Below are 22,694 nucleotides of genomic sequence, written 5' to 3'. Positions count from 1 at the left end.
TTAAATCTTTATGTATGAAAAACGTTTTATTATTGTGTTTGTTGTTTTGTTTTGGTTGTTCTAGTGACGATGACAACCATACTTCAGATGTTTTTTTAGGGTATATAGTAGAAACAACAGGTGAATTGAAAAGTGTTTCTTTTAATACGCCAGATGGTATTCACACCGAAGAAATAACAGGCACTTATTGGGCTATTGAGTTTGTTTCTACAGGAGGTTATAACGCAAGTATTGAAGTCGAAGTAGAAGGAAGTGCTGAAACCGAGATAATTATTCATTATGATCAATTATTTTTAGACAATAATATTTGTACAAGTACATCTGGAATATCAACTTGTAGCTTATCGACTCCAATTCCTTAACTCATAGAAACACACTATTGCAAACAAAAAACCAATACTCTAATTTTGAGTATTGGTTTTATAGTATGTCCTTTTAACCATTACATAGTGTAATTACATTGCAGTATTATTATAGATAACCTATAAATACTGCCTTATGGATGCACTAGCAAAAGCAGAAGCTTACTTAAAAACAGACCGCTCGCTTTCTGGCGGACGTACTTTGTATAATTTATTACCTGGAAAAAATAAAGCGTTTCAGAATATTTTAGCACGCTTTACAGACACCCAACCCAACTTAGCAAAACTACATTATGAGATTGCCAAGGCTGTAAAAATGCCAGAGCGCAAGCTTAAAATGTTATTGCAACAACCTATTGCAAACACTACAGCTACCAAAGCACCTGTAGAGGACGCTCCGCAACCACTTACCTTAGATGATAAGTTAATAGCTTTTAACGAAAAAGACGCGGATTACCAAGCTGCAAAACAATTGGCTAAGGACTTAGGTTTAAAACCTAAAAGCCGTAAAAAGGCAGACGTGTATGAGGCTCTTACAACTGCCAGAACTGCGCTTGTAAAAAAAAAGTAGCTAGCCTTCCGCTTAAAGAGAAGGCTTCTATAAAACTTAGAGATCAGTTTCCTTTTTTGCGCCAACCTGGTTATCCTGTTGTTTTAGACACTTTGGTTAACCGCTTAATTACCGATTGGGAAATTTTTAAAGCGCACCAGCCACAGCTTCATGATATATTAGATAATCCTAATCCAAAGCTTTTAGCAGATACGGTACGCGAAAGCTATATAAGGCGCAAACAGGCTTTTGCCGAGTTAGAGCATTACCACCGAACCAAAAAGTTATTGGGTAAGCACCCAATATTTGAATTGATACATCTTAAAGATGCTATTAGTGCCTTAGACACGGTAAGGCTTACTAAAAAGATTACCGCACTAAAAGCCAACCTAACACGTAACAGACAAAAAAACAACACGGATTTAGTAACAAGAGACGAAGCGCTTTTAAAGCACGCTGAATCTGTTTTGGAAAAACGATAAGAATTATGAACAACACTAATTTTTGGGAAGACTTAAAGCGCGCTATAGCTTTTTTAACACTACTCTATGCTGCTATATGGTTGCTTAATCAATTGTTTGTAGGATGAAAGTAGTAGAACTCAATACCGCACTAACACCAAGCGACTATACGGAAATTGAAAGTTTAGCGGAGCAGAATTATGGACCAAGGGATATAGCCAAGGTCTTAAGGGTTAGTGTGCGTACGTTTTTGCATGTGTGGCGCGACAAAAATAGCCAGATACGCAAGGCTTATGATTTGGGTAGATTTCAGATAGAGATAAAAAAGAGTGAGAAGCTTATTTCTATGATAGATAATGAGAATACCACCGCAATACAAATACATAATAAACAATCTGAGGAACGCGACTTTGAAGACGCTAGACTCGATGTTTTTGGATTTTAAGACTTATGGCATTAGATGATATTTTAGACGAACTAGAAGGGCTTCATTTTGATATTTTAAACGACTATATACAAAAAGGCGAAACCAACGAAATGCCAGAAGAAATGGTGCTCTACATGAAACAGCTAGAGCACGCGCATAGCAGACTTAACCGTGGTGAATCTCCTATGAATGTTATTAAGTCCTTGCGTTCGTTTTTTCCTGAGCTTAACGAGATTACCGCTAAAAGCCGACTAGATGACACGTTGCGTTTCTTTTATATAGATACTAACGACAACAAAAAACTTTATAATAATGTATTGTTTGAGTTGAGCATGAAGGCTATAGAACTTGCTATAAAAACCGTAAAAACACCTGAGCAAGCACTTAAGGTAGTGGATGCAATAAAGAAAGCCCAAGAGGTAAAATACTTTGGTATTGATGATGAAATAGAGATAGATCCACGACTGTTAGAAGAGAAAACGGAGTTGCATACATTAACGCCTTCAGATGTTGGTTTACCAGAAGCTAACAAGCGCGCTATTGCCAACCAAATAGACCAGATGCCAATTACCGAAGAGCAGAAACTTAAGATAAAAATGGACGCAGGTGTTACGCCTAGAAAAATATTGAATTGGAATAATGAGCAAACCGAAGATACAGAAGGATAGTCCAGATGTAGCATTGCGCTATATGCATTGGTTGGCGCAAATGATAGATATGATAAAGCCTACTAATTTATTTTTAATACTTGGTAGAGCTGGAGCTAAAACGGTACAGATTTTAAGCAAACGTTTTATGGATATTTCTAAGGAAATGCCAGGTGCTTTTGTGTCGGTGTCTGCAGATACGTATATGAATGCTATTAAAAATATTCTGCCAAATATTATAAAAGGTTGGGAACTTAATGGCTGGATAGAGGGAATTCATTTTGTGGTTGATAAACGCCCTCCTAAGCACTTTAAGAAGCCTCATAAGTCTGTTTTAAACTGGAAGCATACGTTAACAACATATCATGGTACACATTTTAAGATTATAAGTCAGGATAGACCATCTGCAGGAGCAGGAGACAGCTACCAACATAATGCTGGAGATGAAGCTAAGTACTTAAACGAGAAGAAACTTAATAAGATTAGTCAGGCTTCGCGCGGTGAATATGTGCGTTACCATAAATCACCCTATTATCTAGGCTCCACGTTTACGACTGATATGCCTAATACTAATTTAGGTGAGCACGACTGGATTTTATCTATGGAAGAAAACATGGATAATGAGCAGATAAAATTAATACTACAGGTAGCGTTTATTCTAAACGACGAAAAAATAAAACTAGTTAAAAAACAACGTGAATTACAAGATCATCCTAGTGACTCTGAAATACGGAAGGATATTAAGAATATTGAGCGGAATATAAAACGCTGGAAGGCTAGATATAATAAAGTTAGGAAAAACTCTACATTTTTCTACATTGGTAGTAGCTATGTTAATGCAGATATACTTACCGAAAGCTATTTTGTATCGCAGTTTGAAAAGGGAAATTTCAAAGAGCTGGCTACAGCTTTACTTTCTATTACGCCTCAATTAGAAAAAGGCTTAATGTTTTACCCAAACTTAAGCGAGCGTAATTTTTACAGTGACGGTTTTACCTATAAACGGATAGACAAATCTAGTTATGCGTCTTTACAGCTAGAAGCTGAGAGTAGCTTGGATTTAAAGTATATAAATCACAATCTATACTTAGAGGGAGGCTTTGACTCAGGTAATATGTGTAGTTTGGTTGTAGGCCAAGAGTTGAATAATGTAAGACGCGCACTAAAAGAGTTTTATACTTTACCTCCAAATTTCATAAAACAGCTTGGACAACAGTTTGTGGAATATTTTAAACATCATCAAACAAAAGAGTTGATACTGTGGCACGATAGAGCCACTAATAAATACAAGCGTGTTGGTGAAGATCATGCATCTAAATTAAAATATGCGATAGAAAAAGACGCTGAAGGAAACTCTACAGGCTGGACGGTTGTATTAAAAAATAGAAATCAAGCAACTATTTATCAGGAAACGGAATATGAGTTGGCGCTTCAGTTGTTTTCTGGCGAAAACAATGAGTTGCCGCAAATTTTAATAGACAAACATAATTGCCCTAACTTAAAATCTTCTTTAGAGCGTGCGCAAAAAATTGAGCGTGTAGATAGAGAGGGTAATAAGACTATTCATAAAGATAAATCTTCAGAAAAACTTCCAGACGAAAGACTACCATCTGAGTCCACAAATTTCAGCGATGCTTTTAAATATTTTATTTGTACTCCAGAAAACTTAGAAAAAATAGAAGAAAATCCATTGTCTTTTATCGGTAACCCAACTATTAAGTAATTATTTTTTTGTTTTAGTGTTATATTTTTTATAAAACCAACTACTTAATAAAATTTAAGTTCTTAACAATCAACAAACAAACCTTCTAAAAATTCCAATAAAAAAAAAATAGTGTTACAAAATACCGCCACGCTAAACCCTAAATGTGTTTTTACACTTTTTCAGAATTTTTAGAGATATGATTGTTCTATTTAATTTGTTTCTGTCCTTTTAATCTTTCTATCATTGATTTAACATTGTATTATGAGCAAATGTTACACCTCTTATAGTGAAGCTATAAACGAAATGATTAGGCTTACAGAGCTAAGCACACCTTTTAAGCTAAAGTTCATTAAAACAAACGGAACGATTAAGCTTATACATAAAGCTCTTCTGAGAAAACAAACACCAACCACTCAAGACGCTAACGGTTCTTATAAATTAAACTACATAGATCAGGCTGATGACAACTTAGGCAACTGCTACATTCCATTAATAACAGAGGTTAACGACAGAAAAATAATTATAGAATGAACACGCACCGACTCAATAGAAATAGCTACTTATCACTGTCAGGCAATAACCTAAACTATTTTGAAATAACAGGCAGAGGAACTACCGACTCTACTTCAAACACCAAAGAAGACTTTAGTGAGTGGTCAGAAAACCCTTTAGATATTGGTGACTTTAAGGTATTACCAAACGGTAATAATAACGATATACCAACCCAAATACAGGAAACAGTATTACCAAACTCATTCGCGCATAGAGCACTTAAGCGCAAAGCAGAGCTACTGGTAGAGCAAGGACCTTACATCTACACCCAAAAGGTAGATGGCACCAAATACACTAGAACTCCTGAGGAAAACTCCCAACTAACAGAGTGGCTAGAATCTTTCAATTACGAAGAGCTACTCCACAAAAACGCAATAGACTACTACTTCAATGAGTGTGTTTATACAAAAATATTCCGCCAAAAATCAGGCAGACTAGCCCAATCTTCAGAACCAGCACAAATAGAACACGTTTCAGCCTTCAACTGTAGATTAGCATATCGTAAAAACGATAAAAAAGAACGCCCAACACACGTTATTGTAGGTAATTGGAAAAAACAAGACCAGCAAGACCTTAAGGTTTACCCATTATACGACCCTAAAAACCCTGATAAATACCCTGTAGCAATTGCATACAATAAATTCTACACGTTTGGTATGTCAGATTACCCATTACCAGACATATACGGAAGCTTAGATTGGATCACTAACACCACCAACACACCAAAAATTTTTAAAGCCTTTAGTGAAAACTCACTAAACATAAAATGGCATATCCAATCACCAGAAGAATTCTGGGAGGCCAAACGCAAAATCATTAAGGAAAACATTAAGGCAACCCCTTCATTAGGCCCATACAAAGAGCAAATGCTCGAAGACCTAAAAACCGAAATCCTAGACCAACTCTCTACACTACTTTCAGGCGTAGAAAATGTAGGTAAGTTTTGGCACAACGAGTACGTTGTAAGGCTTATTGGTGCTTCAGCAACGGAGCAAGGCTGGAAAATAACGCCAATAGAACAAAAAACTAAAGAATGGGTAGAAAGCCAAATAAAAATGTACGATACAGCTATTTATGCTGTCCAAGCATCATTAGGAGTACACGCGTCATTGCTTATGGTTGGCGCAGATGGTAAATCAGACTCAGGCTCAGAGCAACTTTACGCTTACGTTACCCATCAAAAAACAGCAACACCTATACCAGAATATTACGTTTGCAAAGCCATAAACGATATTATAAAATCAAAATTCAACACCAACCAAAAAATAGGTTTTTACCGCACCACTCCAGAGCGTCAACAAGATGTAAGCGATAGTCAGCGCGCAATACCATCAACCACCACTAAAACACCTACAGAATAATGAAACTTCTTTTTAACTATAACGACCAAGGACAAACAGAGCTAAAAACCACACTAGGGTTTTTAAATGCAGATTTCAACTACGATAATCTACAACCAGATATTAAGCTCAACACACCATACCTTATAGACCTTATAAGCCAAGAAGTTTACGACAAAATGGTTAATTATTACCAACCCGAAAGCGGAACACCAACACCCAACGAAGACCTAGACCTAGCTATAGAATACTCAAGGCTATACATAGCTTCAATGGCATACTTAGATTATGCTCCAAACAACGATATGTCGCACAGCAATTCTGGACGCTCATTCCGCAACGAGGAAAACGAAAAAATTCCTTGGCAATGGCAAATCGATAGCGATAACGCTGCAATTGCAGAGCGCGCATACAAAGCCCTAGACAGGCTATTTGCGTTACTAGACCAAACCGAATGGACAGAGTGGACTAATAGCGAAGCCTACAAAGCCGCCAATAAGCTATTTATAAAAGACGCTATTACCTTCGATAAATCATTCTCCATAAATCGCTCAGCACAACTATTCTACCGCTTAGTACCTTTTATGGAGGACATCGAAACAGAATACATTAACCCTATAATAACAGACGATCTAGCAGACACCCTAAGAGCCGTAGAAGAACCAGACGCAGACCAAAAAAAGCTGTTAACCCTTATTAAGTCTGCAATAGCATATTTTTCACTTTCTAAAGCCTTACAATCATTTCCGGTACAAATGTTTCCTCAAACATTAAGATATGCTTACACAGAGCAAAATAAATTAGAAGAAAAAGACAAAACCGTAATGGTCATGGAAGCCGAAGGCAAAAAATACGTGCTAAAACTCGAAAACGAATACGGCAGACAAACAGAAACCTTTACAACACTTAAAACAACTAATGGCCTTACAGAAGGCAAAAAATACGTTAATCTATAATGAAAAAACACCTATTACAACTCATCAACACCATCTATTGGTTTTTTAAACGCCTTACACCAAACGGACGCAAGGATTACATCATTGCTAAAGCCTTTTCTGGTATTCAACAAAGTAAGCGCAATGGTAACATTACCAAACTAAAAGTCATAGACACCGCCAACAAATTATTAAAACCAAAAAAGATAATAACCTTTCATAAAGGCAAATCCATAACAAAACCAAAAAAATCAAACCACCAGGTTATAAAACAAGCTTCAGAAAAACACAGTGAAGACCTAAAACAACAAAACCTTAAAGTCACCAAAAAAGGAAAATTCAAACATGCATAAAATAGAAGTTACAGAAGCCAATCATACCTTTTTGTTTCCTGAAAGCGCACTAGAGTTTACCAAGGAGCAAACACTCGTATTTGCCAGAGCTTCACTACTCTATTTATCAAAACAAATAACCTTTTCACAGCTAAAAACCACACTGGCTTATAATTTCCTAAACCTAAAACGTAGAGCAGACCTAACCAAGGCCGAAAACTCCCAAATAGCCGAAAACATAAACATCATTAGCACATTAACTGAAGCCTATTTCACCCAAAAACGCATAGACGGCAAAAACCAAAACCAAATTGTTATGGATTTTTACCTTCAAAAAATACCAAGCTTCAAAATAGATGGTATTACATTCTATGGACCAACAGATGCGCTTTTCAATACCGTTTACGGAGAGTACCTACAGCTCATCAACCATTTTACAACCTATAGCCAAACCCAAAACATAGGTGCGTTAAATGCTATGATAGCCACAATTTACAGACCCGAAAAAGACAACTATAACACCATTAAAAACCAAACCGACTATGATGGTGACCGTCGCAAAAAATTTAACTCAGCACTAACAGACCACTACTCCACCTTTATTGACAAATTAGGGTTTGATACTAAATACGCAATTTACCTATACGTAGCATCCTGCCAACACTTTATAGCCACTACAAGCGCTTTAGATATTGGCGGAGGCGCAACCATAGACCTAACCATATTGTTCAACGAAACCCAAACCACCAAAAAAAACAATCTAGGATTACTAGGCACACTCTACTCACTTGCAGAAACCAAAGTATTTGGTAATATCAAAGAAGTAGCAGAGCAAAACACCTACGATATTTTAGCCTATTTAGTCAACCAAACCAACGAGTATAACAAAAACAAACGCAATGCTACTAATACCTGATCTTATTACATTCTCAGACGCGCACCAAGCAGAGCGCGCCAACCTAGAAGCCAATATAGTTGTAGGTGACGACTCAGAAGTTTCAGACCGCATTAAAGACTTAGCCAACGCCAACAACCAATGCACGCTAATTACCGTAATACCATCGCACAACTCTAATATACAAGACGAGGACACGCGTCAAATGGCAAATAATCTTATGTTTTTTATTGTAAAAAAATACGATAGCAAAGGTGGTTTAGTACAAAAAACAAACAACTACACCATTTGCCAAGCCGAAGCCTTAGCACTACTCAACAAAATTTTAGACCTTAAGGACGCACAACAAGACAATTGCCTCTTTGCAGACCTACAACCAGCCACAGCACCAATAACACCAGTAAGCAACTACTTTAACCAAAACGGTTATTTGCTACAACTAACCACTAGAACCGATTTTTAAAATAGATTTTATTCTACATATTAGATTTTTTTCTATATTTGTAACATAGAGTCGTCGCTATTTTACAACATTATTTTTTCTAACAGGAAGAAAACCCTCTTTAGTAACGACGACTACTACTGAGGGTTTTTACATTTTAATAGAGTATAATCTAAATCTTAATGATTTTAAGAAGACTAGGAAATAAAAAGAAAATCGCTAAAGAAATACAAAAGCACTTTCCACCTCATAAAATTTATATTGAGCCGTTTTTTGGTGCTGGTGGTATGTTCTTTAATAAGCCTAAAGCAAAGTATAATATTGTAAATGATTTAGATAGCGATGTATTTAATTTGTTTCAAGTGGTTATGAACCAAAAAGAAGAGCTTGAAGAAGCTTTTTATATAATGCCTATACATTCTGATTTACTTGACTATTGGAAAGAGAATAAAGAAGATGAACCAATTAGAAAGGCTTTACGGTTTTTGTTTTTGAGCAATCTTACATTTTTAGGGAAACAAGACACAATTCAAATGGGGTTAGGAAATACTAAAACCAGTTTTTACACAACCTTAAAAACTACTTATGACTTAATTAATGATGTAAAGTTTTCTAATAAAGACTTTAGAAAATTCATTTCTAGTTTAGCAATTGGATTTAAAAATGATTTACACCCAGATGAAACTTTTGTTTATTCAGACAGTCCATATCTATCAACAGTTGATACATATTCAGACAGTGACACTTGGAACGAACAAGATAGTTTAGATTTATTTAGCTGTTTAGAAGAAACAAAATGTAAATGGGCAATGAGTGAATTCGACCATCCATTTATAATAGACCAAGCACAAAAAAGAGGTTTAAATATCATCTACATAGGCGAACGCCAAAACCTTAAAAATAGACGTACAGAAATTTTAGTTACTAATTACGAAAACAGACAACACACACTTTTTTAAAATCCCACAAATACATGATATCAACAATTATCACACTTTTAAAAGATATTTTACTATATTTGTCTCGTCACATCCATTGAACCTAAGTATTCAATGATAATTTTACGAGATAATTAACTACAATAAAGGCGTAGTTTCTCTTCATTCCTTTTACTTAGGTAATTGGTGGGTGTGACAACTCGAAGGGAGCTACGCTCTCGTTTTATTAACTTTTTAAATATTTTCTTATGTCACACCCAGAAAATTCAAACCAAAACACGCTCATAATACAGAGCGTAGAGGACATTCAACAGCAAATAGGCTTTGGCGACCTCAAAACATTCCTAATGCATTGTTACCAAAACGCACAATTAAGCGAGCAATTTGGCTACACACCACAAGAGCGACACAGCAATTTTTACCTGTTCCGCCACTTTTACAACCATCTCCTTACATTAGAGATGTATTACGAGCCAAACCTTACAGGTATTAACACCATTTAAACCAAAGCCCTCACAAGAGGGCTTTTTTCTTTCACCTTCACGCGTCCAGCTTCCAGCTTCCAACTGTAAACTGTCCTTTTAACACCAACCATATTAGCATAAAATTGCTATATGGAAGGCAACACACCATTAAGCGGTAAAAACATTATTAGCAACATCTTCATCGCTCAGGTATTAGATGAAGAAGCCAAAAACATAATTCAAGCACAAGACCGTGTGCTATCCGCTAAAAATCCAGACTCTAAAAATCTTATAATCGCTAGTCGTAGCTATACCGTTACTGGCACAACGCTACAATTTACCCACGCTATGCAACAGCGTTTTATAGATATGAAAACCATTAACGGTATTAAGCGCAAGCCAATACCTGTACACAATAAGGTTATCTATACACATTTCAATAATATTATTGCAAAAACTAAGTATGGCCTTACAGAGAGCGTTCAAAATCTTATTGCTAACCAACACAATATTCAGTTATAATGGCAAAAAAGATTACAGACGAAACCCTAAAATTTAATATTGTAGTCAACGGAGACAAAGCCCAAGCAGAATACAATAAACTAGAACGCTCCAACCGCAAGTTAGCCACAGCAACATCAGACCTAGAAGCCCAAGCGCGCAAACTAGAAAAAGCCAATAAGCAAAACACCGAAGAGTACAAAAAGTTGCAAACCGAAATCGATAGCAACAACAAAGCCATTACAGACAACAAAACCAAAATGGCTGCACTTACCAAAGAGATAGGCATTAATAACCTTACCATGAGCCAGCTTGGTAAAGAAGCACGCAAGCTATCTGCCATACTCAATAATTTAGATCCACAAACCGAAGAGTGGAAACAGTACAGCAACCAATTAGCCGCAGTACAAAACCGCCAATTCGAGCTACGCAAAGAAACACGCGAAACCGCTAAAGCAATGGGTGAGCAAGATGCCGCACTCACCACATTAACATCAGGTTTTGCAACCTTATTTTCAGGTATGAAATCGGGCAACTTTGCCGATGTTAAAACAGGCTTTGCAGACATTAAATCTGGTATAGGTGGCGCAACCAAAGCTGCATTAGCATTTATAGCCACACCAATAGGTGCAGCAATAGCCGCTTTAGCTGGTATAGGTTTAGCCGCAAAATCTTGGTTCGATTATAATTCGGCAGTCGTAGAGGCACTACGCCTTACCACACAAATCACAGGACTTACAGACCAAGCCGCAGACCAAGCACGTATTCGTGGCGAAGCACTTGCAGAAACCTTTGATGTAGATTTTAAGGAAACCATGGAAACGGCTGCAACACTAGCCAAACAATTCGATATTTCTTTTAACGAAGCCTTTGATAGTATTGAAAACGGTTTAGTACGTGGACAAAAAAATAATGACGAATTCTTTGATAGCCTTAAAGAATATCCTGTTTTATTTGATCAGGCTGGTTTTTCAGCTCAAGAGTTTGCTAATATTGTAGAAACAGGTTACGACCTTAAAATTTATAGCGATAAATTACCAGACGCTATTAAAGAAGCTAATTTATCACTAACAGAGCAAACCACAGCAACCAGAGATGCATTAGTAAACGCCTTTGGCGCACCATTTACAGATAGTATTCTAAAACGTGTTAAGCAAGGCGAAATTACCACCAAAGAAGCCTTAGCCGAAATATCCAACCAAGCAGAAACCACAGGTTTAAATGTTCAGCAAAATGCCCAATTAACAGCAGATTTATTTCGTGGTGCAGGTGAAGACGCTGGTGGAGCTATTAAGGTTTTTGAAGCCTTAGACATTGCCCTAAACAATAACCAAAGAGAGCTAACAGAAAGTGAGCAAATAACCCAACAACAAGTAAAAGCCACCACAGAGTTAAAACAGGTATCGTCTGCACTATTCTCTACAGGAGATAAAGGCTTTGGGTTACTTATAGACAAAGCCAAACTCTTTGGTACAAAAATGCTTATAGACATTTTAAAGGCTGGTATAGACATCTACAATTGGTTTGTAGATCTTAATAACGAAAGCCGTGTGTTTTCTGGTATTATTACAACAATAGGTACCATGTCCACCTATGCTTTTGAGATTATAGGCGAAGGCATTTCACTTATAAAAAACCAATTTGGTAGTCTTGGAGATATTATTTCAGGCATTTTTACCTTCGATACAGACCAAATAAAAAAAGGAATGAATGGCTTTATCTCTAATATAGGCGACTCATTCACCAAACTAAAAGAAAAAGCCCTCGAAGACCAAAAGGAAATAGCAGATGCCTTTGCTGGCAACAATAAACTAGAGCGCAAAACCCTCGAAGATTTTACTGGTCCAGATGCACCTACTACACCCAACCAACAACCTGTATCTGGTAATGGTAACGATAACGAGCTTACCGCAGAAGACCAAAAAGTATTAGATTCTCGTAAAAAATTATACGAGCAACTCAAAGCACTTCAAGAAGAGCAAGAACTTCAAGAAGAACTTAATAAACTCGATAAGTCGGTTAAGGCTGAAGAAGAGGAAATTCTACGAAAAGAAGCAGAGTACGCTAAGCTTATAGAAGAAGCAGGAAAAGACCAAGAACTTAAAGCTGGTTTTGAAGACGCTTTACAATTCGAGTTACAGCAAATTAGAGATAAATATGCAGAAGAACGTTTAGAAAAAGATAAATCCGAAAAAAAGAAACTTGCCGATCAAGATAAAAAGTTTAAAGAAGAGCAAATAAAAGCAGAGCAGGAATTAGCAGATGCTAAATCCGACGCAATTCATACAGGTATAGGTTTGCTTCAATCAATGTTAGACGAGTCTAGTGGTCTAGCAAAAGCTTTATTTCTTATAGATAAAGCCGTTGCAGCTACAGATGTGTTTTTAAAAGGGCAACAAGAACGAGCCGCCATAGCCGCAACTTATGCCGCATTAGGTCCTGCTGGTTTAGCAATTTCAAAACCTTTAATACTTGCTTCTAAATTAAGGACAATAACAAGCTTAGCTTCTATTGCCGCAACAACCATACAGGGCTTTGAAGAAGGACTTTACCCTGTTACAAGAGCACAAGACGGTAAAGTATTTAATGCAACCTTTGGCGGAGCACCAACTACACAAATCGTTGGTACACCAAAAACTTTTTTAGCTGGTGAAATGCCAGAACTTATTGTAGATCCGCAAACCTTTAAAAAAATGGATCCACAAATTGTAGATTATATTTTAGAATTGGCTGGTAAGCGACCTTCAAAACCAACACCTGGTTACGAAAAAGGGCAATACCCAACCACCACAACAGAAACACCAAGTACCACAACTAATAATGTAGTACTATCAGACGAAACCCTTTTAGAATTCATAGACACTATGAAAAATCTAAAAGCAACCGTTGTTTACACGCTTCAAGACGAGCAACAACGTAGAGCCTTAGCAGATAAACTAGACCAAACCATAGCAGCATCAAAAACATAGAATATGTCCTTTAACCCACCTTCTCCAATAGCGTTTAACTACCAACAGTATTATACACCACTGTCGCAAACCGTAACCTATGATATATCTTCAGAACTGTTTGTTAATTCGGCTTCTCAAATAGAAACCATAAGCATGCCACCATGGCTTATTATGTCTAACCCTTATTTTGTTGCTGCAGACGATAAAATATACTTCACACTTTCGGTTAATACAACTTATGCCTTTACCATGGCAGAAGGCAATTACTCAGATAATATTAAGCTAAGGTTTAAGGTTAACATACCTGTTTTTGGCACAATAACAGTAACCTCAGATAATTATTTAGTACAATTAGAGGTAATACACACCACACAGCTTACCCTTACACCTTCAGTATTGCCCTTTAGTTATTTGGTTGGTGGCTCTAACCCACAAAACCAAACCTTATCTATTGCCTCAGATAGTAATTGGAATATTGTAAGCTCACAGTCTTGGGTAACATTATCACAAGCTAATGGCTATGGTAGTGCTTCGGTTTTTGTTGGTGTTAATCCAGCCGGTTTAACCGTTGGAGACTACCAAGCTATTTTACAGGTAACAGATGGTTTGGGTATTCCAAGAGTAGCAACCGTTACCTTATTGGTAACAGAAGGCGATACTGAGGACACCTATTTATATGTATCACCAGGTAGTTTGCAATTTATTTCAGAGTTAGAGGTAGAAAACACCACAGAAAAAACCATCACCATTGAGGCTAGCGATGCGTGGACCTTAACATCATCAGAAGCGTGGTGCGTTGTATCGGCATCATCTGGTACATCTGGTATATCTACCGTTACCGTAACTGTAGATAGCGACGAACTTACAGATACTACAGTACCTTATTTATCCGAAATTGTGTTTGTAAGCGAGGGAATTCAAAAAACAGTATTTGTAGAGCTTATTATAGTACCTTTTTTATTAGATGGTATCACCTCAGAAACCTTATACTATGCAGACGACCGCAATAAACTTCAGGTGACTAACGTATTTCCTAATATGTTTTTATACATAGAAGCTATTGCCAGCAACGGAGCATCTAACCACGTTTATAAGCTTAGCGCTCCTTACCAAAACGGTTTAGCAAAACAGCTTATTGGTATGGAAACTAATGCGCTTTTAAAGTCAGTAATACCAACAGCAACGCTTACCACAAGAGTTATACATAGTATTAATCCGGTAAACATTAATATCAACGCGTATAATAAAGCGCAATTTTCTGGCGCAACAACCGCCTTGGCTAATTATACCAACCTTCAGTTTTTAACAGGTACCACACCAAGCGTTACAAACAAAATATGCTATACACCAGCAATTTTAAACCTTACAAAAGATGCTGTAATATCCTTATCTGCAGTAAACCTAGAGGAAGCACCAACCCAAATCGTAGTTACTGGCTCAGACTCAGGCACTTTTACAACCTCTATCGCTAACGACCTTACCACCTACAACGCTATATTAAATTTGGCAGATTTAGACTTGTCGGCTGGTGACCAAATAGAAGTAGCTTGGGCAGGATTTACAACCACAATTAATATAAAAGACAATGCTATAGAGCAAACCATTATTGCTTTTGAAAACGAATGGAAAAAATACGAATTCTTTGAGTGTACAGGTTTTTTAACCGAAACACCAACAGCCAAAACCACCACTACCGAAGTGCAGGACGAAGGCAATAAACACACCAAGGTTGTAACTATAGATAGTGGTGTAGAATATACCTTAAACACAGGTTACATCTACACGCAAGCAGAATACGATTGGTTAGCTAGGATTTTAGAGTCTAAGCACATTTACATCTACCGCAACGGAGCACCAGTAGAGATTATTCTAAGCACAAAAAACCTAGAAACCTATAAAACCAAAACACATTATAGATCTTATAATCTAAAATTTACAAAAGCCATTATTAAATGATTAAATTTTCTACAGTAGCTTGGGATTGGGATTTAACCAACTTCGGATTAACCTTTACCGAAGAAAATGACTATTTTACCGAGACCACCACAAAAAGTTATAGTTTTCCTACTTCAGTAAAACTTACTCAGGAAATTTCAGAAAAACTAGGCTTAGTAGAGTTTGAAGGAGCAACAGATTATGCTTCAAAAATCTACGGTACATTACAAATAGACAATACGTTTTACGACGCGTATTTGTCTATTAACGAAATTGAGGACGATACTGCCGAAATCACATTTTTTTACGGAAAAGAAACCTTGTCTGTTTTCGACAAAAAACTAAAAGATTTACCTTTTCCTGTTACCATTGCCACACCAGACCTTAACACCTTTGCGCTATCTCAATTAGATACAGCTTGGCCAACAGCCACACACCAATTTGTAAAAGTATTTAGAGACGATCTGAGCTCTAAATCTAACTACAAGCATTTTGAGTATTTTTTAAACAACACCAAGTACGATGATATAGAGGAAGAGTGGTATTTTCAGGAAAACGCCAACGAAACCATAGACGAAGAAGTTGTGGCTGTAAATAAAAACGTCATGGTACCAATGACTTATTTATTAGAAGTTTTAAAAGTAGGTTTTAAATCAGAAGGATTAGAGATTAGAGGACAAATGGTACAAAACGAGTTTATAAAAAAACTGTTATTGGTGCCTCAAAATTTTATGGAGCAGTTTGCGTCATCGCAATACCTTAATTATAGTTTTTCGGCATATACGAGCCAAACCCAAGTCAACGGCCAGACCATAAATATCTACAAGCAAAGCCACACACCAACCAATGTAGGTTCTTTTGAGCTAAAAATAAGAATAAATATGAGTAGCCTTATGGCACAATATTTTAAACTTACAGTAGTACAAGACGGTGTAACACTTTACGAAGCCTTTAGCGAAAATGCCACAGTAGTCATTAATGAAACTTTAGACATCAATATTATAAACACTAATATATTTAACGATATAGATGTAGAGCTTCATTTAGTACAGCAGTCAGAATCTATAGCCTCTTACAATCATTTTACTTACGAGTACAAAGAAGGCCAGCTTAATATATTCCCAACCGTTTATACCATTGCAGATTATTTGCCAGACTTAACCTTTAGAGAATTCTTTAACAGAATAAAATCGTGGTTAAACCTAGATGTCATTTATAGTGATAATGCTGTGTATTTAGATTTTTTAGAAAATAATCTACCCAACTTTACCTTTAAGAATCGCTCACATTTACAAGACACCAAGCCAAAACGCATTACCAATACCAACAACCTTTTTAAGCTTCACTATCCAAACGACGAATTCGTCCTAGTGAACAAAACAGGTCAAACCTATAACGAAAGTGATTTTAATACTTCCGAAATATCAACAATACCCTTCGAGCTTCAGCCATTACAAGTTAGAGATAACTATAATATAGTAACAGCAATGTATCCAGAAGACGAGGAAGACATAATGCTAATATTGTATAATGGCACCATAGCAGGCGAAAATCTAGCCATACAAAGTTACAACAACCAAACCCTAACAGCTCAAGACGTGTACAATCACTTTTGGAAACTCTGGCTACAATTCCGAGCCAATGCCGAAACAGTGAAAGACAATTTCAAAATGCATTACACAGAAGCTATTAACATAAAAGAAGGCGAGTATAAATACAATACCAAACGCCTTATAGTTTCTATAAGAAAACAGCGACTATCTACAGAATGGTACAACGTAGAAATGACAGCCGAAACATTTTAAAATAGATTTTTTTCTATTTTTTAGATTATATTCTATATATTTGACGCTCAGTGTCACAGTAAAACATATTTAACTAGAATTAATTCTAAGGACAAAAGCCCTTTATGTAGTTTGGTGACACTGCTACTAAAGGGTTTTTTGTGTTTTAAATCATAGTATTTTGGAAGTTATAAAATCACAAAAGTTTTCCCAAACCACTAATCTAGAAGAAAGCATCAACACTTTTTTAAAGACTAATGGTATTTCACCAAGCAGAGTTATAAATATTATACCACAAAACCACGATTATATACTTTGGTATAGAAAAGAGTAAGTGGTTTTTGGTTATTGTTTACGTGCAAGGCTATGCGTTCGGCTGACGACAGGAAGCTGACGTATAGGTGGTGTTAGCCATCTGGTGCGGAATTTTAAGAACAAACTTTTATTATAAAACGAAATGGAAGCAAAAAATTTAAGAATAGGAAACTTAGTAGGAATAAAGAAAACCGCCCTACACGCTGACGGTTGTAATATTGAAAATGCCTACTTTGAAATAGAAGAACTAAAAAAAGACGTAGTGCAATTTAAAGGCTTTCACGCTGGCGAATACTACAAGGATTTAGAACCTATAAAGCTGACTGACGGAATGTTGAAACTCTACGGCTTTGAGGTGGAATATACTAATGGCGGTTTTTTGAGGTGGCAAAGAGGCAGTTTTAAATTATTAGATAGAAGGTTACCACACCCAATGACTGATATACATCGAGAATATGTGTTGCACCTTCATGAATTGCAGAATCTATTTTTTGCGATTACTGGAACTGAACTTGAATTAACACACGAACCTAGCACTTGTGGCTAACGAATCTCAGATATGTTTTGTCGCCGACTGTGAGAGGGATTTTAGCAGAAAATCACGGTAAACAGAATAGGTGGCAAACAAAAAAAAGAGGCTTCGCCCAAAGGCGATAAAATATATCTACTGTTCACGGGTCGTAACCCACATACAGTAGGAAACTAAACGATGGAATAATGACAGATTACAAAGAAAAATTAGAATGGTCAAAGACATTGGCTGAGCGTATTAAAAAAGACTTCAAGCCTTATGCGGTTATTGTTGGATTAACAACTGGGTTTGATAGCAATGTAGCTTTAAAATTAGCAACTATGTTTTTTAACGTAGATGCAGCTTTTACTTGTGATACAACAATTGCAGCACCAGAAACTTTGTCTAATTGTAAAAAAGTTGCTGAAGATGTTTATGGGTTAAAATGGATTTGCAAAGCCCCACCTTACAATGGTAAAAAAGAAAACCATAACACATATTTTGAAGTAGTAAAACAACATGGATTTCCAGGTAAAACAAAAACTGCTCATAACTGGATGTACCGTTGGTTAAAAGACCATACAGTAAGTTCTATAATTTCAAGCATTAGAAAAGGTAAGCACAATAGACCAATCATAATTATAAGTGGCGCAAGAAAATACGAAAGCGTTAGAAGGATGGGTACAAGTGAAGATATTACAATAAACGGCAATAATATTTGGGTAAATATATGTAATGAATGGACAAATAGTGAGGTACATGCATTTGCAGAAGATAATAAACTTACAAGGTATAGATCGCCAATATCTAAAGCTATTGGAATGAGTGGTGAATGTTTTTGTGGTTGTTTTGCTGGTAAAGGTGAGTTAAGTGAAATCAAAATAGCAAGTCCTAGTACTTGGGATAAATTAAACAGAATCCAAAAGTGGTTAACAGATAATACTAATTTTAGTTGGGGTTATGAAGAAAGCCCACCAAAAAAATGGATTTTAGAAAAGTACGGTCAAACAAATATGTTTTCTGAAAGCAACATGATAATGTGTAGCACTTGTATGAATAATCCAATAGGAAAAACATTAGTTGAGACATAAACGAGCCTAATCCAAAGTCGGTGACGATAGGAACCGCTAGCCTCTTTTTTTTGTATCTGAGATTCGTTCACGGGCATTAGGGAACAGGAAAAATGTAGAGAGGCACGAACGTAGTTTTGTTTCCGTATGTGAAGCATAAGGCGTTAAACCGAGGAACGAGGATTTAATGCTGTTGCTGAGGTTATGCCCGTGAACCCGCAAAGTATAAGTTTCGTGGATGCGCAGCATACACATAAGAAACGTCGGCTGTGCATCTATGACACTTATACAATGTTGGCTTGCAGTAGCCATAAGTTAATAACTGCATTAAATAAATATTAACCTAAGATTGCCGATGCATAGCCTATACTTGGCGGGTTGGCTAGAATAAGCAATCTTTTAAATTATTAATTTTGTATAAATAAAAACCGAACATTATGACACACCATGAATTATTAAATAAGTATAAAAAAGAACTAATTGATTTAGAAAAAAACTTTGAAGAACAAGTTAAAGATGGGGCGCTTGGACTATCCTGTATGACAATATCCAAAATTGAATTAGTTCGTAGTTTTATTAAAGACATTGAAAAATTAATGATTTGATTGCGTGCCCTTGTGGCTATTCTAGCCAACGTTACAGGTATAAGATTAGGTGCGAAATTCGGTAGAATTTCCACCGTGCGAATAAAATATTAAATTTGAATTAAACACAAGCCAACCAAACAAGTACAAGCACTTAATTTTATACGGTGTTAGCATTTCGTTTTTAGCGTTGGCAATAAATACTAAAATTATGACTAAACATTTAAGATTTGACATTTTATGGGCTCCTTACAATAATGTAAAGCAAGAACACCCGCAAAAAGTAATGAAAGAATTAGGAATCACTTACCAACACGCAACGCCTCAAAGTATGGGTGACCAATGGTGGTTCTGGAATTGTGAAAATATACCTGAACAACTACCACCTTATCTTGAAGTTGCTGATTGGAATCCAATGGAAATGATAGGATTTGGTTTGTCTAAAGATGATGCTGAAAAAATACGTGATTATAAGAGCGTTGGCAAATGAATGCTAACGTACTTGGGTATGGGAAGTAAATTAAACGGAATTGAAATGAGAAAATTTGAAACAAAAGAAGAACTTGTAGAATGGATTGAAACAATGCATCTACAAAACACAAACGGTAGGGAAACAGGGTTAGAAATGTTTAAACTCGGAATAGAAGCTACAATAGAAGAACTAACCGAGTTTAATTTATTTTCTATACCCGTTGTTAGCAAATCCGTTGCTCTTTGCGGAAGTTGTAAGCAAGAACTTACCTTAGTTAGACCAGGTAAACATCAATGTGATAATGAAAATTGTCCGAGCAATGTTTGCTAACTACCTGATAACCCAACCTTTTTTATTTAATTAACTAAAAATTAATCAATTATGAAAACAAAAACAGAACTTATTGAACTATATAAATTATATATTTCGCTTTCGTGTACAGGAAAAACAATATATAGATATACTCGAATTATTGAATTATTTTTTAACACAACCAACGATCCGTACAACGCTACCTATGGACAAGTTTTAAAATTTGTTTCAGGATTTAAAAGTATATCTGCCAAAAAACAAGCCCAAGGAGCTTTAATGCATTTCTATAAAGGTGTTATTCCTAAACCTGGGTTAATAGTAAGGTTGCCAAAAATTAAATCCGCTCAGGCATTACCAGAAATTTTAAGCGAAAAAGAAATTGCTTTGGTTTTAAGTAATATTTCTAACTTAAAGCACAAAGCTATTATTTCAACCATCTATTTTAACGCTTTAAGAATATCAGAAGTTATAAATCTTCACATTAACCACATCAACGGATCAAACAGAACTTTACATATAAAATTTAGTAAAGGCGCTAAAAGTAGAATTATACCTTTTTCTAAAGACCTTCATGAATTACTTAGATCATATTATAAAAAGTATAGGCCTAAAGCGTATCTTTTTGAAGGTCAAGCAAAGCCCAGATACAATGCAAGTAGTATTAGAAAAATTTTACAGCGTGCGTTAGATAAATCCAACATATCTAGAAAAATAACACCTCATTGCCTTAGGCATAGCCGTGCTACACATCTATTGAGTAATGGAATGGACATAAAACTTCTTAGTGAATTTTTAGGCCACAGCAAACTAGAGACTACCGAACGATATATTCATTTAAAAACGTCAGATTTAATGGAGGCAATAATGTTGGCTGATAATCGTATTTCATCAAAAATAGCAGCTTAGCTGATAATACCATCCATCAGCTCAATTTCTGTGTTCATAATAGACTCTACTGCATGAGCGTAAACCATGGTTGTTTCTATTTTACTGTGACCTAGTGCTTTCTTTAAATTAACTAAAGAACCTCCGGCTATTAAGTAGTTGGTGCCAAACGTGTGCCTACTACTATGATAGTATAATCGCTTTTTTATTCCGCAAGCCTTAGCAATGAGTTTTAATTCTCTATTAATGTGCTCCCTGGTATATTGCCCATTAAAAATGTGAGGAAAGTTTATTAAGCTTTTAGCTGTTGCGTTTATTTTAATTTTATTAAACTTTCCTCCTTTGTTAGATTGCCAAACAAGGTATTCATCAATAAAATTCTCTTCACTAATAATTTCTATATCACCAATACGCAAACCGGTAAAACAACTAAATAAATAGCGCTGCAATATATTTTTCCATGTAGAGTTTATAAATGGCGAGTTATAGAAATCATAAAGCGCTTTCACCTCTTCGGGTAGCAGAAACGTAAAATCACCTTTCATACTCCCAACCTTAATCTGAGTGTATTTTATTTTAGTGCTTATATTTTTATCATTGGCTGCACGTAGAAATTTCTTAAAATTTTTTAAAGTACCCTCAATTGTTGGTTTTTTATTTCCTATTTTTTTTAAATGGCCCTTTAGTTTTTTTATAAAATTAGCGTCAATTTCAGAAAACAATATAGGGTCCTTAAAGCGTTTCATTTTTTCAATAAAACCGTTTTGCTGTCTGTATGTTGATTTTTGGATAAACCCTTCCGCCAACTCGTTGTTTAAATAGTTTTGCGCAAAAGCATTATAATTTATTCTTAATGATGGACTGTAGAGGTCTTCTAACACTTTTGAAATCGTAATCGTTTCATTAAATAATTTATAATTAATTTCAATAGTGTTTAAGTCGGCCAAGGTTTTTTCTATCAATAAATTATAAGCGTCTGCGTGCTGAAATCCTTTTTTTACTCGTTGGTTTTTTTCATCAAAATACTTAATAGGCACAGCTATGTCCAGGTTGGTTTTTTTTCTATCTCCATTATAGGTAATATCTAGATACAACGCATTAGTACCGTCGTCTCTAGTGTAGTCTTTTTTTATCCTAATTTTGTATTTAAGTTTCCCATTCATTTTTTGTGGGACAATTTGTGGGACAATTTCATGATAAGATAAACCTGTCTGCATGCTGCTGTTTTTTTGATAGTTGTACAAACCACTAAGGGCGAAGCCTTTAACCATTCTGAAAATGGTAAAAACTCCGCCTTTAAATCTTTAGTGACCTCGACAGGATT

General features: G+C 35.9%; 26 protein-coding genes. 25 read left to right on the top strand and 1 reads right to left on the bottom strand.

Features of this window, described 5'->3' with window-relative positions; all coding sequences use genetic code 11:
• Nucleotides 1-14 precede the first annotated feature (14 nt).
• The 25 genes from ACFFGA_RS15165 (at nucleotide 15) to ACFFGA_RS15045 (ending at nucleotide 21,391) form a co-directional block, all read left to right on the top strand.
• Nucleotides 15-362 (top strand): hypothetical protein, encoded by a 348-nt coding sequence (locus ACFFGA_RS15165; protein ID WP_386065314.1) that lies wholly within the window; start codon nucleotides 15-17, stop codon nucleotides 360-362.
• Nucleotides 363-498: 136 nt separating this feature from the next.
• Nucleotides 499-933 (top strand): hypothetical protein, encoded by a 435-nt coding sequence (locus tag ACFFGA_RS15160; RefSeq protein ID WP_386065312.1) that lies wholly within the window; start codon nucleotides 499-501, stop codon nucleotides 931-933.
• Nucleotides 934-989: 56 nt separating this feature from the next.
• Entirely contained in the window at nucleotides 990-1,394 is a 405-nt protein-coding gene (locus tag ACFFGA_RS15155; RefSeq protein WP_386065310.1) for a hypothetical protein, read from the top strand.
• Nucleotides 1,395-1,497: 103 nt separating this feature from the next.
• Entirely contained in the window at nucleotides 1,498-1,818 is a 321-nt protein-coding gene (locus ACFFGA_RS15150) for a hypothetical protein (RefSeq protein WP_386065308.1), read from the top strand.
• Nucleotides 1,819-1,823: 5 nt separating this feature from the next.
• The gene (locus tag ACFFGA_RS15145) at nucleotides 1,824-2,468 is read left to right on the top strand and encodes a hypothetical protein (protein WP_386065306.1); all 645 of its coding nucleotides are present in this window, start codon (nucleotides 1,824-1,826) and stop codon (nucleotides 2,466-2,468) included.
• Nucleotides 2,440-4,170 (top strand): hypothetical protein, encoded by a 1,731-nt coding sequence (locus ACFFGA_RS15140; RefSeq protein WP_386065304.1) that lies wholly within the window; start codon nucleotides 2,440-2,442, stop codon nucleotides 4,168-4,170. The genes ACFFGA_RS15145 and ACFFGA_RS15140 overlap by 29 nt, the downstream gene beginning before the upstream one ends.
• Before the next feature lie 243 nt (nucleotides 4,171-4,413).
• A complete protein-coding gene (locus ACFFGA_RS15135; protein WP_386065302.1) occupies nucleotides 4,414-4,683 on the top strand; it encodes a hypothetical protein in 270 nt (89 codons plus the stop codon).
• Nucleotides 4,680-6,065, top strand: a complete 1,386-nt coding sequence (locus ACFFGA_RS15130; RefSeq protein WP_386065300.1) for a hypothetical protein — start codon at nucleotides 4,680-4,682, stop codon at nucleotides 6,063-6,065. The genes ACFFGA_RS15135 and ACFFGA_RS15130 overlap by 4 nt, the downstream gene beginning before the upstream one ends.
• Nucleotides 6,065-7,000 (top strand): DUF6712 family protein, encoded by a 936-nt coding sequence (locus ACFFGA_RS15125; protein ID WP_386065298.1) that lies wholly within the window; start codon nucleotides 6,065-6,067, stop codon nucleotides 6,998-7,000. Before ACFFGA_RS15130 ends, ACFFGA_RS15125 begins: the two co-directional genes overlap by 1 nt.
• Nucleotides 7,000-7,332, top strand: a complete 333-nt coding sequence (locus tag ACFFGA_RS15120) for a hypothetical protein (protein WP_386065296.1) — start codon at nucleotides 7,000-7,002, stop codon at nucleotides 7,330-7,332. The genes ACFFGA_RS15125 and ACFFGA_RS15120 overlap by 1 nt, the downstream gene beginning before the upstream one ends.
• Nucleotides 7,325-8,227: a hypothetical protein gene (locus tag ACFFGA_RS15115; RefSeq protein WP_386065294.1), complete on the top strand. Its 903-nt coding sequence runs from the start codon at nucleotides 7,325-7,327 to the stop codon at nucleotides 8,225-8,227. Before ACFFGA_RS15120 ends, ACFFGA_RS15115 begins: the two co-directional genes overlap by 8 nt.
• Nucleotides 8,211-8,669, top strand: coding sequence for a hypothetical protein (locus ACFFGA_RS15110; protein ID WP_386065292.1), 459 nt, complete (start codon nucleotides 8,211-8,213; stop codon nucleotides 8,667-8,669). The genes ACFFGA_RS15115 and ACFFGA_RS15110 overlap by 17 nt, the downstream gene beginning before the upstream one ends.
• Before the next feature lie 161 nt (nucleotides 8,670-8,830).
• A complete protein-coding gene (locus tag ACFFGA_RS15105; RefSeq protein WP_386065290.1) occupies nucleotides 8,831-9,607 on the top strand; it encodes a DNA adenine methylase in 777 nt (258 codons plus the stop codon).
• A 227-nt stretch (nucleotides 9,608-9,834) separates the two neighbouring features.
• The gene (locus ACFFGA_RS15100; RefSeq protein ID WP_386065288.1) at nucleotides 9,835-10,089 is read left to right on the top strand and encodes a hypothetical protein; all 255 of its coding nucleotides are present in this window, start codon (nucleotides 9,835-9,837) and stop codon (nucleotides 10,087-10,089) included.
• A 111-nt stretch (nucleotides 10,090-10,200) separates the two neighbouring features.
• Entirely contained in the window at nucleotides 10,201-10,572 is a 372-nt protein-coding gene (locus ACFFGA_RS15095; protein ID WP_386065286.1) for a hypothetical protein, read from the top strand.
• Nucleotides 10,572-13,520, top strand: a complete 2,949-nt coding sequence (locus tag ACFFGA_RS15090; RefSeq protein WP_386065284.1) for a phage tail tape measure protein — start codon at nucleotides 10,572-10,574, stop codon at nucleotides 13,518-13,520. The genes ACFFGA_RS15095 and ACFFGA_RS15090 overlap by 1 nt, the downstream gene beginning before the upstream one ends.
• 3 nt (nucleotides 13,521-13,523) lie before the next feature.
• A complete protein-coding gene (locus ACFFGA_RS15085) occupies nucleotides 13,524-15,458 on the top strand; it encodes a BACON domain-containing protein (protein WP_386065282.1) in 1,935 nt (644 codons plus the stop codon).
• Complete coding sequence (locus ACFFGA_RS15080) at nucleotides 15,455-17,242, top strand: hypothetical protein (RefSeq protein WP_386065280.1); 1,788 nt, start codon at nucleotides 15,455-15,457, stop codon at nucleotides 17,240-17,242. Before ACFFGA_RS15085 ends, ACFFGA_RS15080 begins: the two co-directional genes overlap by 4 nt.
• 160 nt (nucleotides 17,243-17,402) lie before the next feature.
• Nucleotides 17,403-17,555, top strand: a complete 153-nt coding sequence (locus ACFFGA_RS15075; protein ID WP_386065278.1) for a hypothetical protein — start codon at nucleotides 17,403-17,405, stop codon at nucleotides 17,553-17,555.
• Between the two features lie 123 nt (nucleotides 17,556-17,678).
• Nucleotides 17,679-18,083 (top strand): hypothetical protein, encoded by a 405-nt coding sequence (locus ACFFGA_RS15070; protein WP_386065276.1) that lies wholly within the window; start codon nucleotides 17,679-17,681, stop codon nucleotides 18,081-18,083.
• A gap of 170 nt (nucleotides 18,084-18,253) precedes the next feature.
• Nucleotides 18,254-19,138, top strand: a complete 885-nt coding sequence (locus ACFFGA_RS15065; RefSeq protein WP_386065274.1) for a phosphoadenosine phosphosulfate reductase domain-containing protein — start codon at nucleotides 18,254-18,256, stop codon at nucleotides 19,136-19,138.
• Between the two features lie 416 nt (nucleotides 19,139-19,554).
• On the top strand, nucleotides 19,555-19,722 hold the full coding sequence (locus tag ACFFGA_RS15060; RefSeq protein WP_386065272.1) for a hypothetical protein: 168 nt from the start codon (nucleotides 19,555-19,557) through the stop codon (nucleotides 19,720-19,722).
• A gap of 190 nt (nucleotides 19,723-19,912) precedes the next feature.
• Nucleotides 19,913-20,191 (top strand): hypothetical protein, encoded by a 279-nt coding sequence (locus ACFFGA_RS15055; protein ID WP_386065270.1) that lies wholly within the window; start codon nucleotides 19,913-19,915, stop codon nucleotides 20,189-20,191.
• Nucleotides 20,192-20,503: a hypothetical protein gene (locus ACFFGA_RS15050; RefSeq protein WP_386065268.1), complete on the top strand. Its 312-nt coding sequence runs from the start codon at nucleotides 20,192-20,194 to the stop codon at nucleotides 20,501-20,503.
• Between the two features lie 51 nt (nucleotides 20,504-20,554).
• Nucleotides 20,555-21,391, top strand: a complete 837-nt coding sequence (locus tag ACFFGA_RS15045; protein ID WP_386065266.1) for a tyrosine-type recombinase/integrase — start codon at nucleotides 20,555-20,557, stop codon at nucleotides 21,389-21,391.
• Here the strand turns inward: ACFFGA_RS15045 and ACFFGA_RS15040 are convergent.
• Nucleotides 21,388-22,587, bottom strand: a complete 1,200-nt coding sequence (locus ACFFGA_RS15040) for a site-specific integrase (RefSeq protein WP_386065264.1) — start codon at nucleotides 22,585-22,587, stop codon at nucleotides 21,388-21,390. The genes ACFFGA_RS15045 and ACFFGA_RS15040 overlap by 4 nt on opposite strands.
• Nucleotides 22,588-22,694 lie beyond the last annotated feature (107 nt).

It is taken from the genome of Winogradskyella pulchriflava, from assembly GCF_042434315.1.
Taxonomy (GTDB): Bacteria; Bacteroidota; Bacteroidia; order Flavobacteriales; family Flavobacteriaceae; genus Winogradskyella; species Winogradskyella pulchriflava.
The sequence above is the reverse complement of the archived record's forward strand: the minus strand, read 5'-3'. Positions and strand labels throughout refer to the sequence as shown.

Excerpts from the sequence above, each read along its gene's own strand:
- ACFFGA_RS15125 (WP_386065298.1), top strand. The coding sequence starts at position 6,065 with ATGAAACTTCTTTTTAACTATAACGACCAAGGACAAACAGAGCTAAAA.
- ACFFGA_RS15110 (WP_386065292.1), top strand. The coding sequence starts at position 8,211 with ATGCTACTAATACCTGATCTTATTACATTCTCAGACGCGCACCAAGCA.
- ACFFGA_RS15145 (WP_386065306.1), top strand. The coding sequence starts at position 1,824 with ATGGCATTAGATGATATTTTAGACGAACTAGAAGGGCTTCATTTTGAT.
- ACFFGA_RS15060 (WP_386065272.1), top strand. The coding sequence starts at position 19,555 with ATGACACACCATGAATTATTAAATAAGTATAAAAAAGAACTAATTGAT.
- ACFFGA_RS15080 (WP_386065280.1), top strand. The coding sequence starts at position 15,455 with ATGATTAAATTTTCTACAGTAGCTTGGGATTGGGATTTAACCAACTTC.
- ACFFGA_RS15085 (WP_386065282.1), top strand. The coding sequence starts at position 13,524 with ATGTCCTTTAACCCACCTTCTCCAATAGCGTTTAACTACCAACAGTAT.
- ACFFGA_RS15070 (WP_386065276.1), top strand. The coding sequence starts at position 17,679 with ATGGAAGCAAAAAATTTAAGAATAGGAAACTTAGTAGGAATAAAGAAA.
- ACFFGA_RS15165 (WP_386065314.1), top strand. The coding sequence starts at position 15 with ATGAAAAACGTTTTATTATTGTGTTTGTTGTTTTGTTTTGGTTGTTCT.
- ACFFGA_RS15090 (WP_386065284.1), top strand. The coding sequence starts at position 10,572 with ATGGCAAAAAAGATTACAGACGAAACCCTAAAATTTAATATTGTAGTC.
- ACFFGA_RS15120 (WP_386065296.1), top strand. The coding sequence starts at position 7,000 with ATGAAAAAACACCTATTACAACTCATCAACACCATCTATTGGTTTTTT.
- ACFFGA_RS15150 (WP_386065308.1), top strand. The coding sequence starts at position 1,498 with ATGAAAGTAGTAGAACTCAATACCGCACTAACACCAAGCGACTATACG.
- ACFFGA_RS15160 (WP_386065312.1), top strand. The coding sequence starts at position 499 with ATGGATGCACTAGCAAAAGCAGAAGCTTACTTAAAAACAGACCGCTCG.
- ACFFGA_RS15115 (WP_386065294.1), top strand. The coding sequence starts at position 7,325 with ATGCATAAAATAGAAGTTACAGAAGCCAATCATACCTTTTTGTTTCCT.
- ACFFGA_RS15140 (WP_386065304.1), top strand. The coding sequence starts at position 2,440 with ATGAGCAAACCGAAGATACAGAAGGATAGTCCAGATGTAGCATTGCGC.
- ACFFGA_RS15105 (WP_386065290.1), top strand. The coding sequence starts at position 8,831 with ATGATTTTAAGAAGACTAGGAAATAAAAAGAAAATCGCTAAAGAAATA.
- ACFFGA_RS15040 (WP_386065264.1), bottom strand. The coding sequence starts at position 22,587 with ATGCAGACAGGTTTATCTTATCATGAAATTGTCCCACAAATTGTCCCA.
- ACFFGA_RS15065 (WP_386065274.1), top strand. The coding sequence starts at position 18,254 with ATGACAGATTACAAAGAAAAATTAGAATGGTCAAAGACATTGGCTGAG.
- ACFFGA_RS15130 (WP_386065300.1), top strand. The coding sequence starts at position 4,680 with ATGAACACGCACCGACTCAATAGAAATAGCTACTTATCACTGTCAGGC.
- ACFFGA_RS15095 (WP_386065286.1), top strand. The coding sequence starts at position 10,201 with ATGGAAGGCAACACACCATTAAGCGGTAAAAACATTATTAGCAACATC.
- ACFFGA_RS15100 (WP_386065288.1), top strand. The coding sequence starts at position 9,835 with ATGTCACACCCAGAAAATTCAAACCAAAACACGCTCATAATACAGAGC.
- ACFFGA_RS15045 (WP_386065266.1), top strand. The coding sequence starts at position 20,555 with ATGAAAACAAAAACAGAACTTATTGAACTATATAAATTATATATTTCG.
- ACFFGA_RS15055 (WP_386065270.1), top strand. The coding sequence starts at position 19,913 with ATGACTAAACATTTAAGATTTGACATTTTATGGGCTCCTTACAATAAT.
- ACFFGA_RS15050 (WP_386065268.1), top strand. The coding sequence starts at position 20,192 with ATGCTAACGTACTTGGGTATGGGAAGTAAATTAAACGGAATTGAAATG.
- ACFFGA_RS15135 (WP_386065302.1), top strand. The coding sequence starts at position 4,414 with ATGAGCAAATGTTACACCTCTTATAGTGAAGCTATAAACGAAATGATT.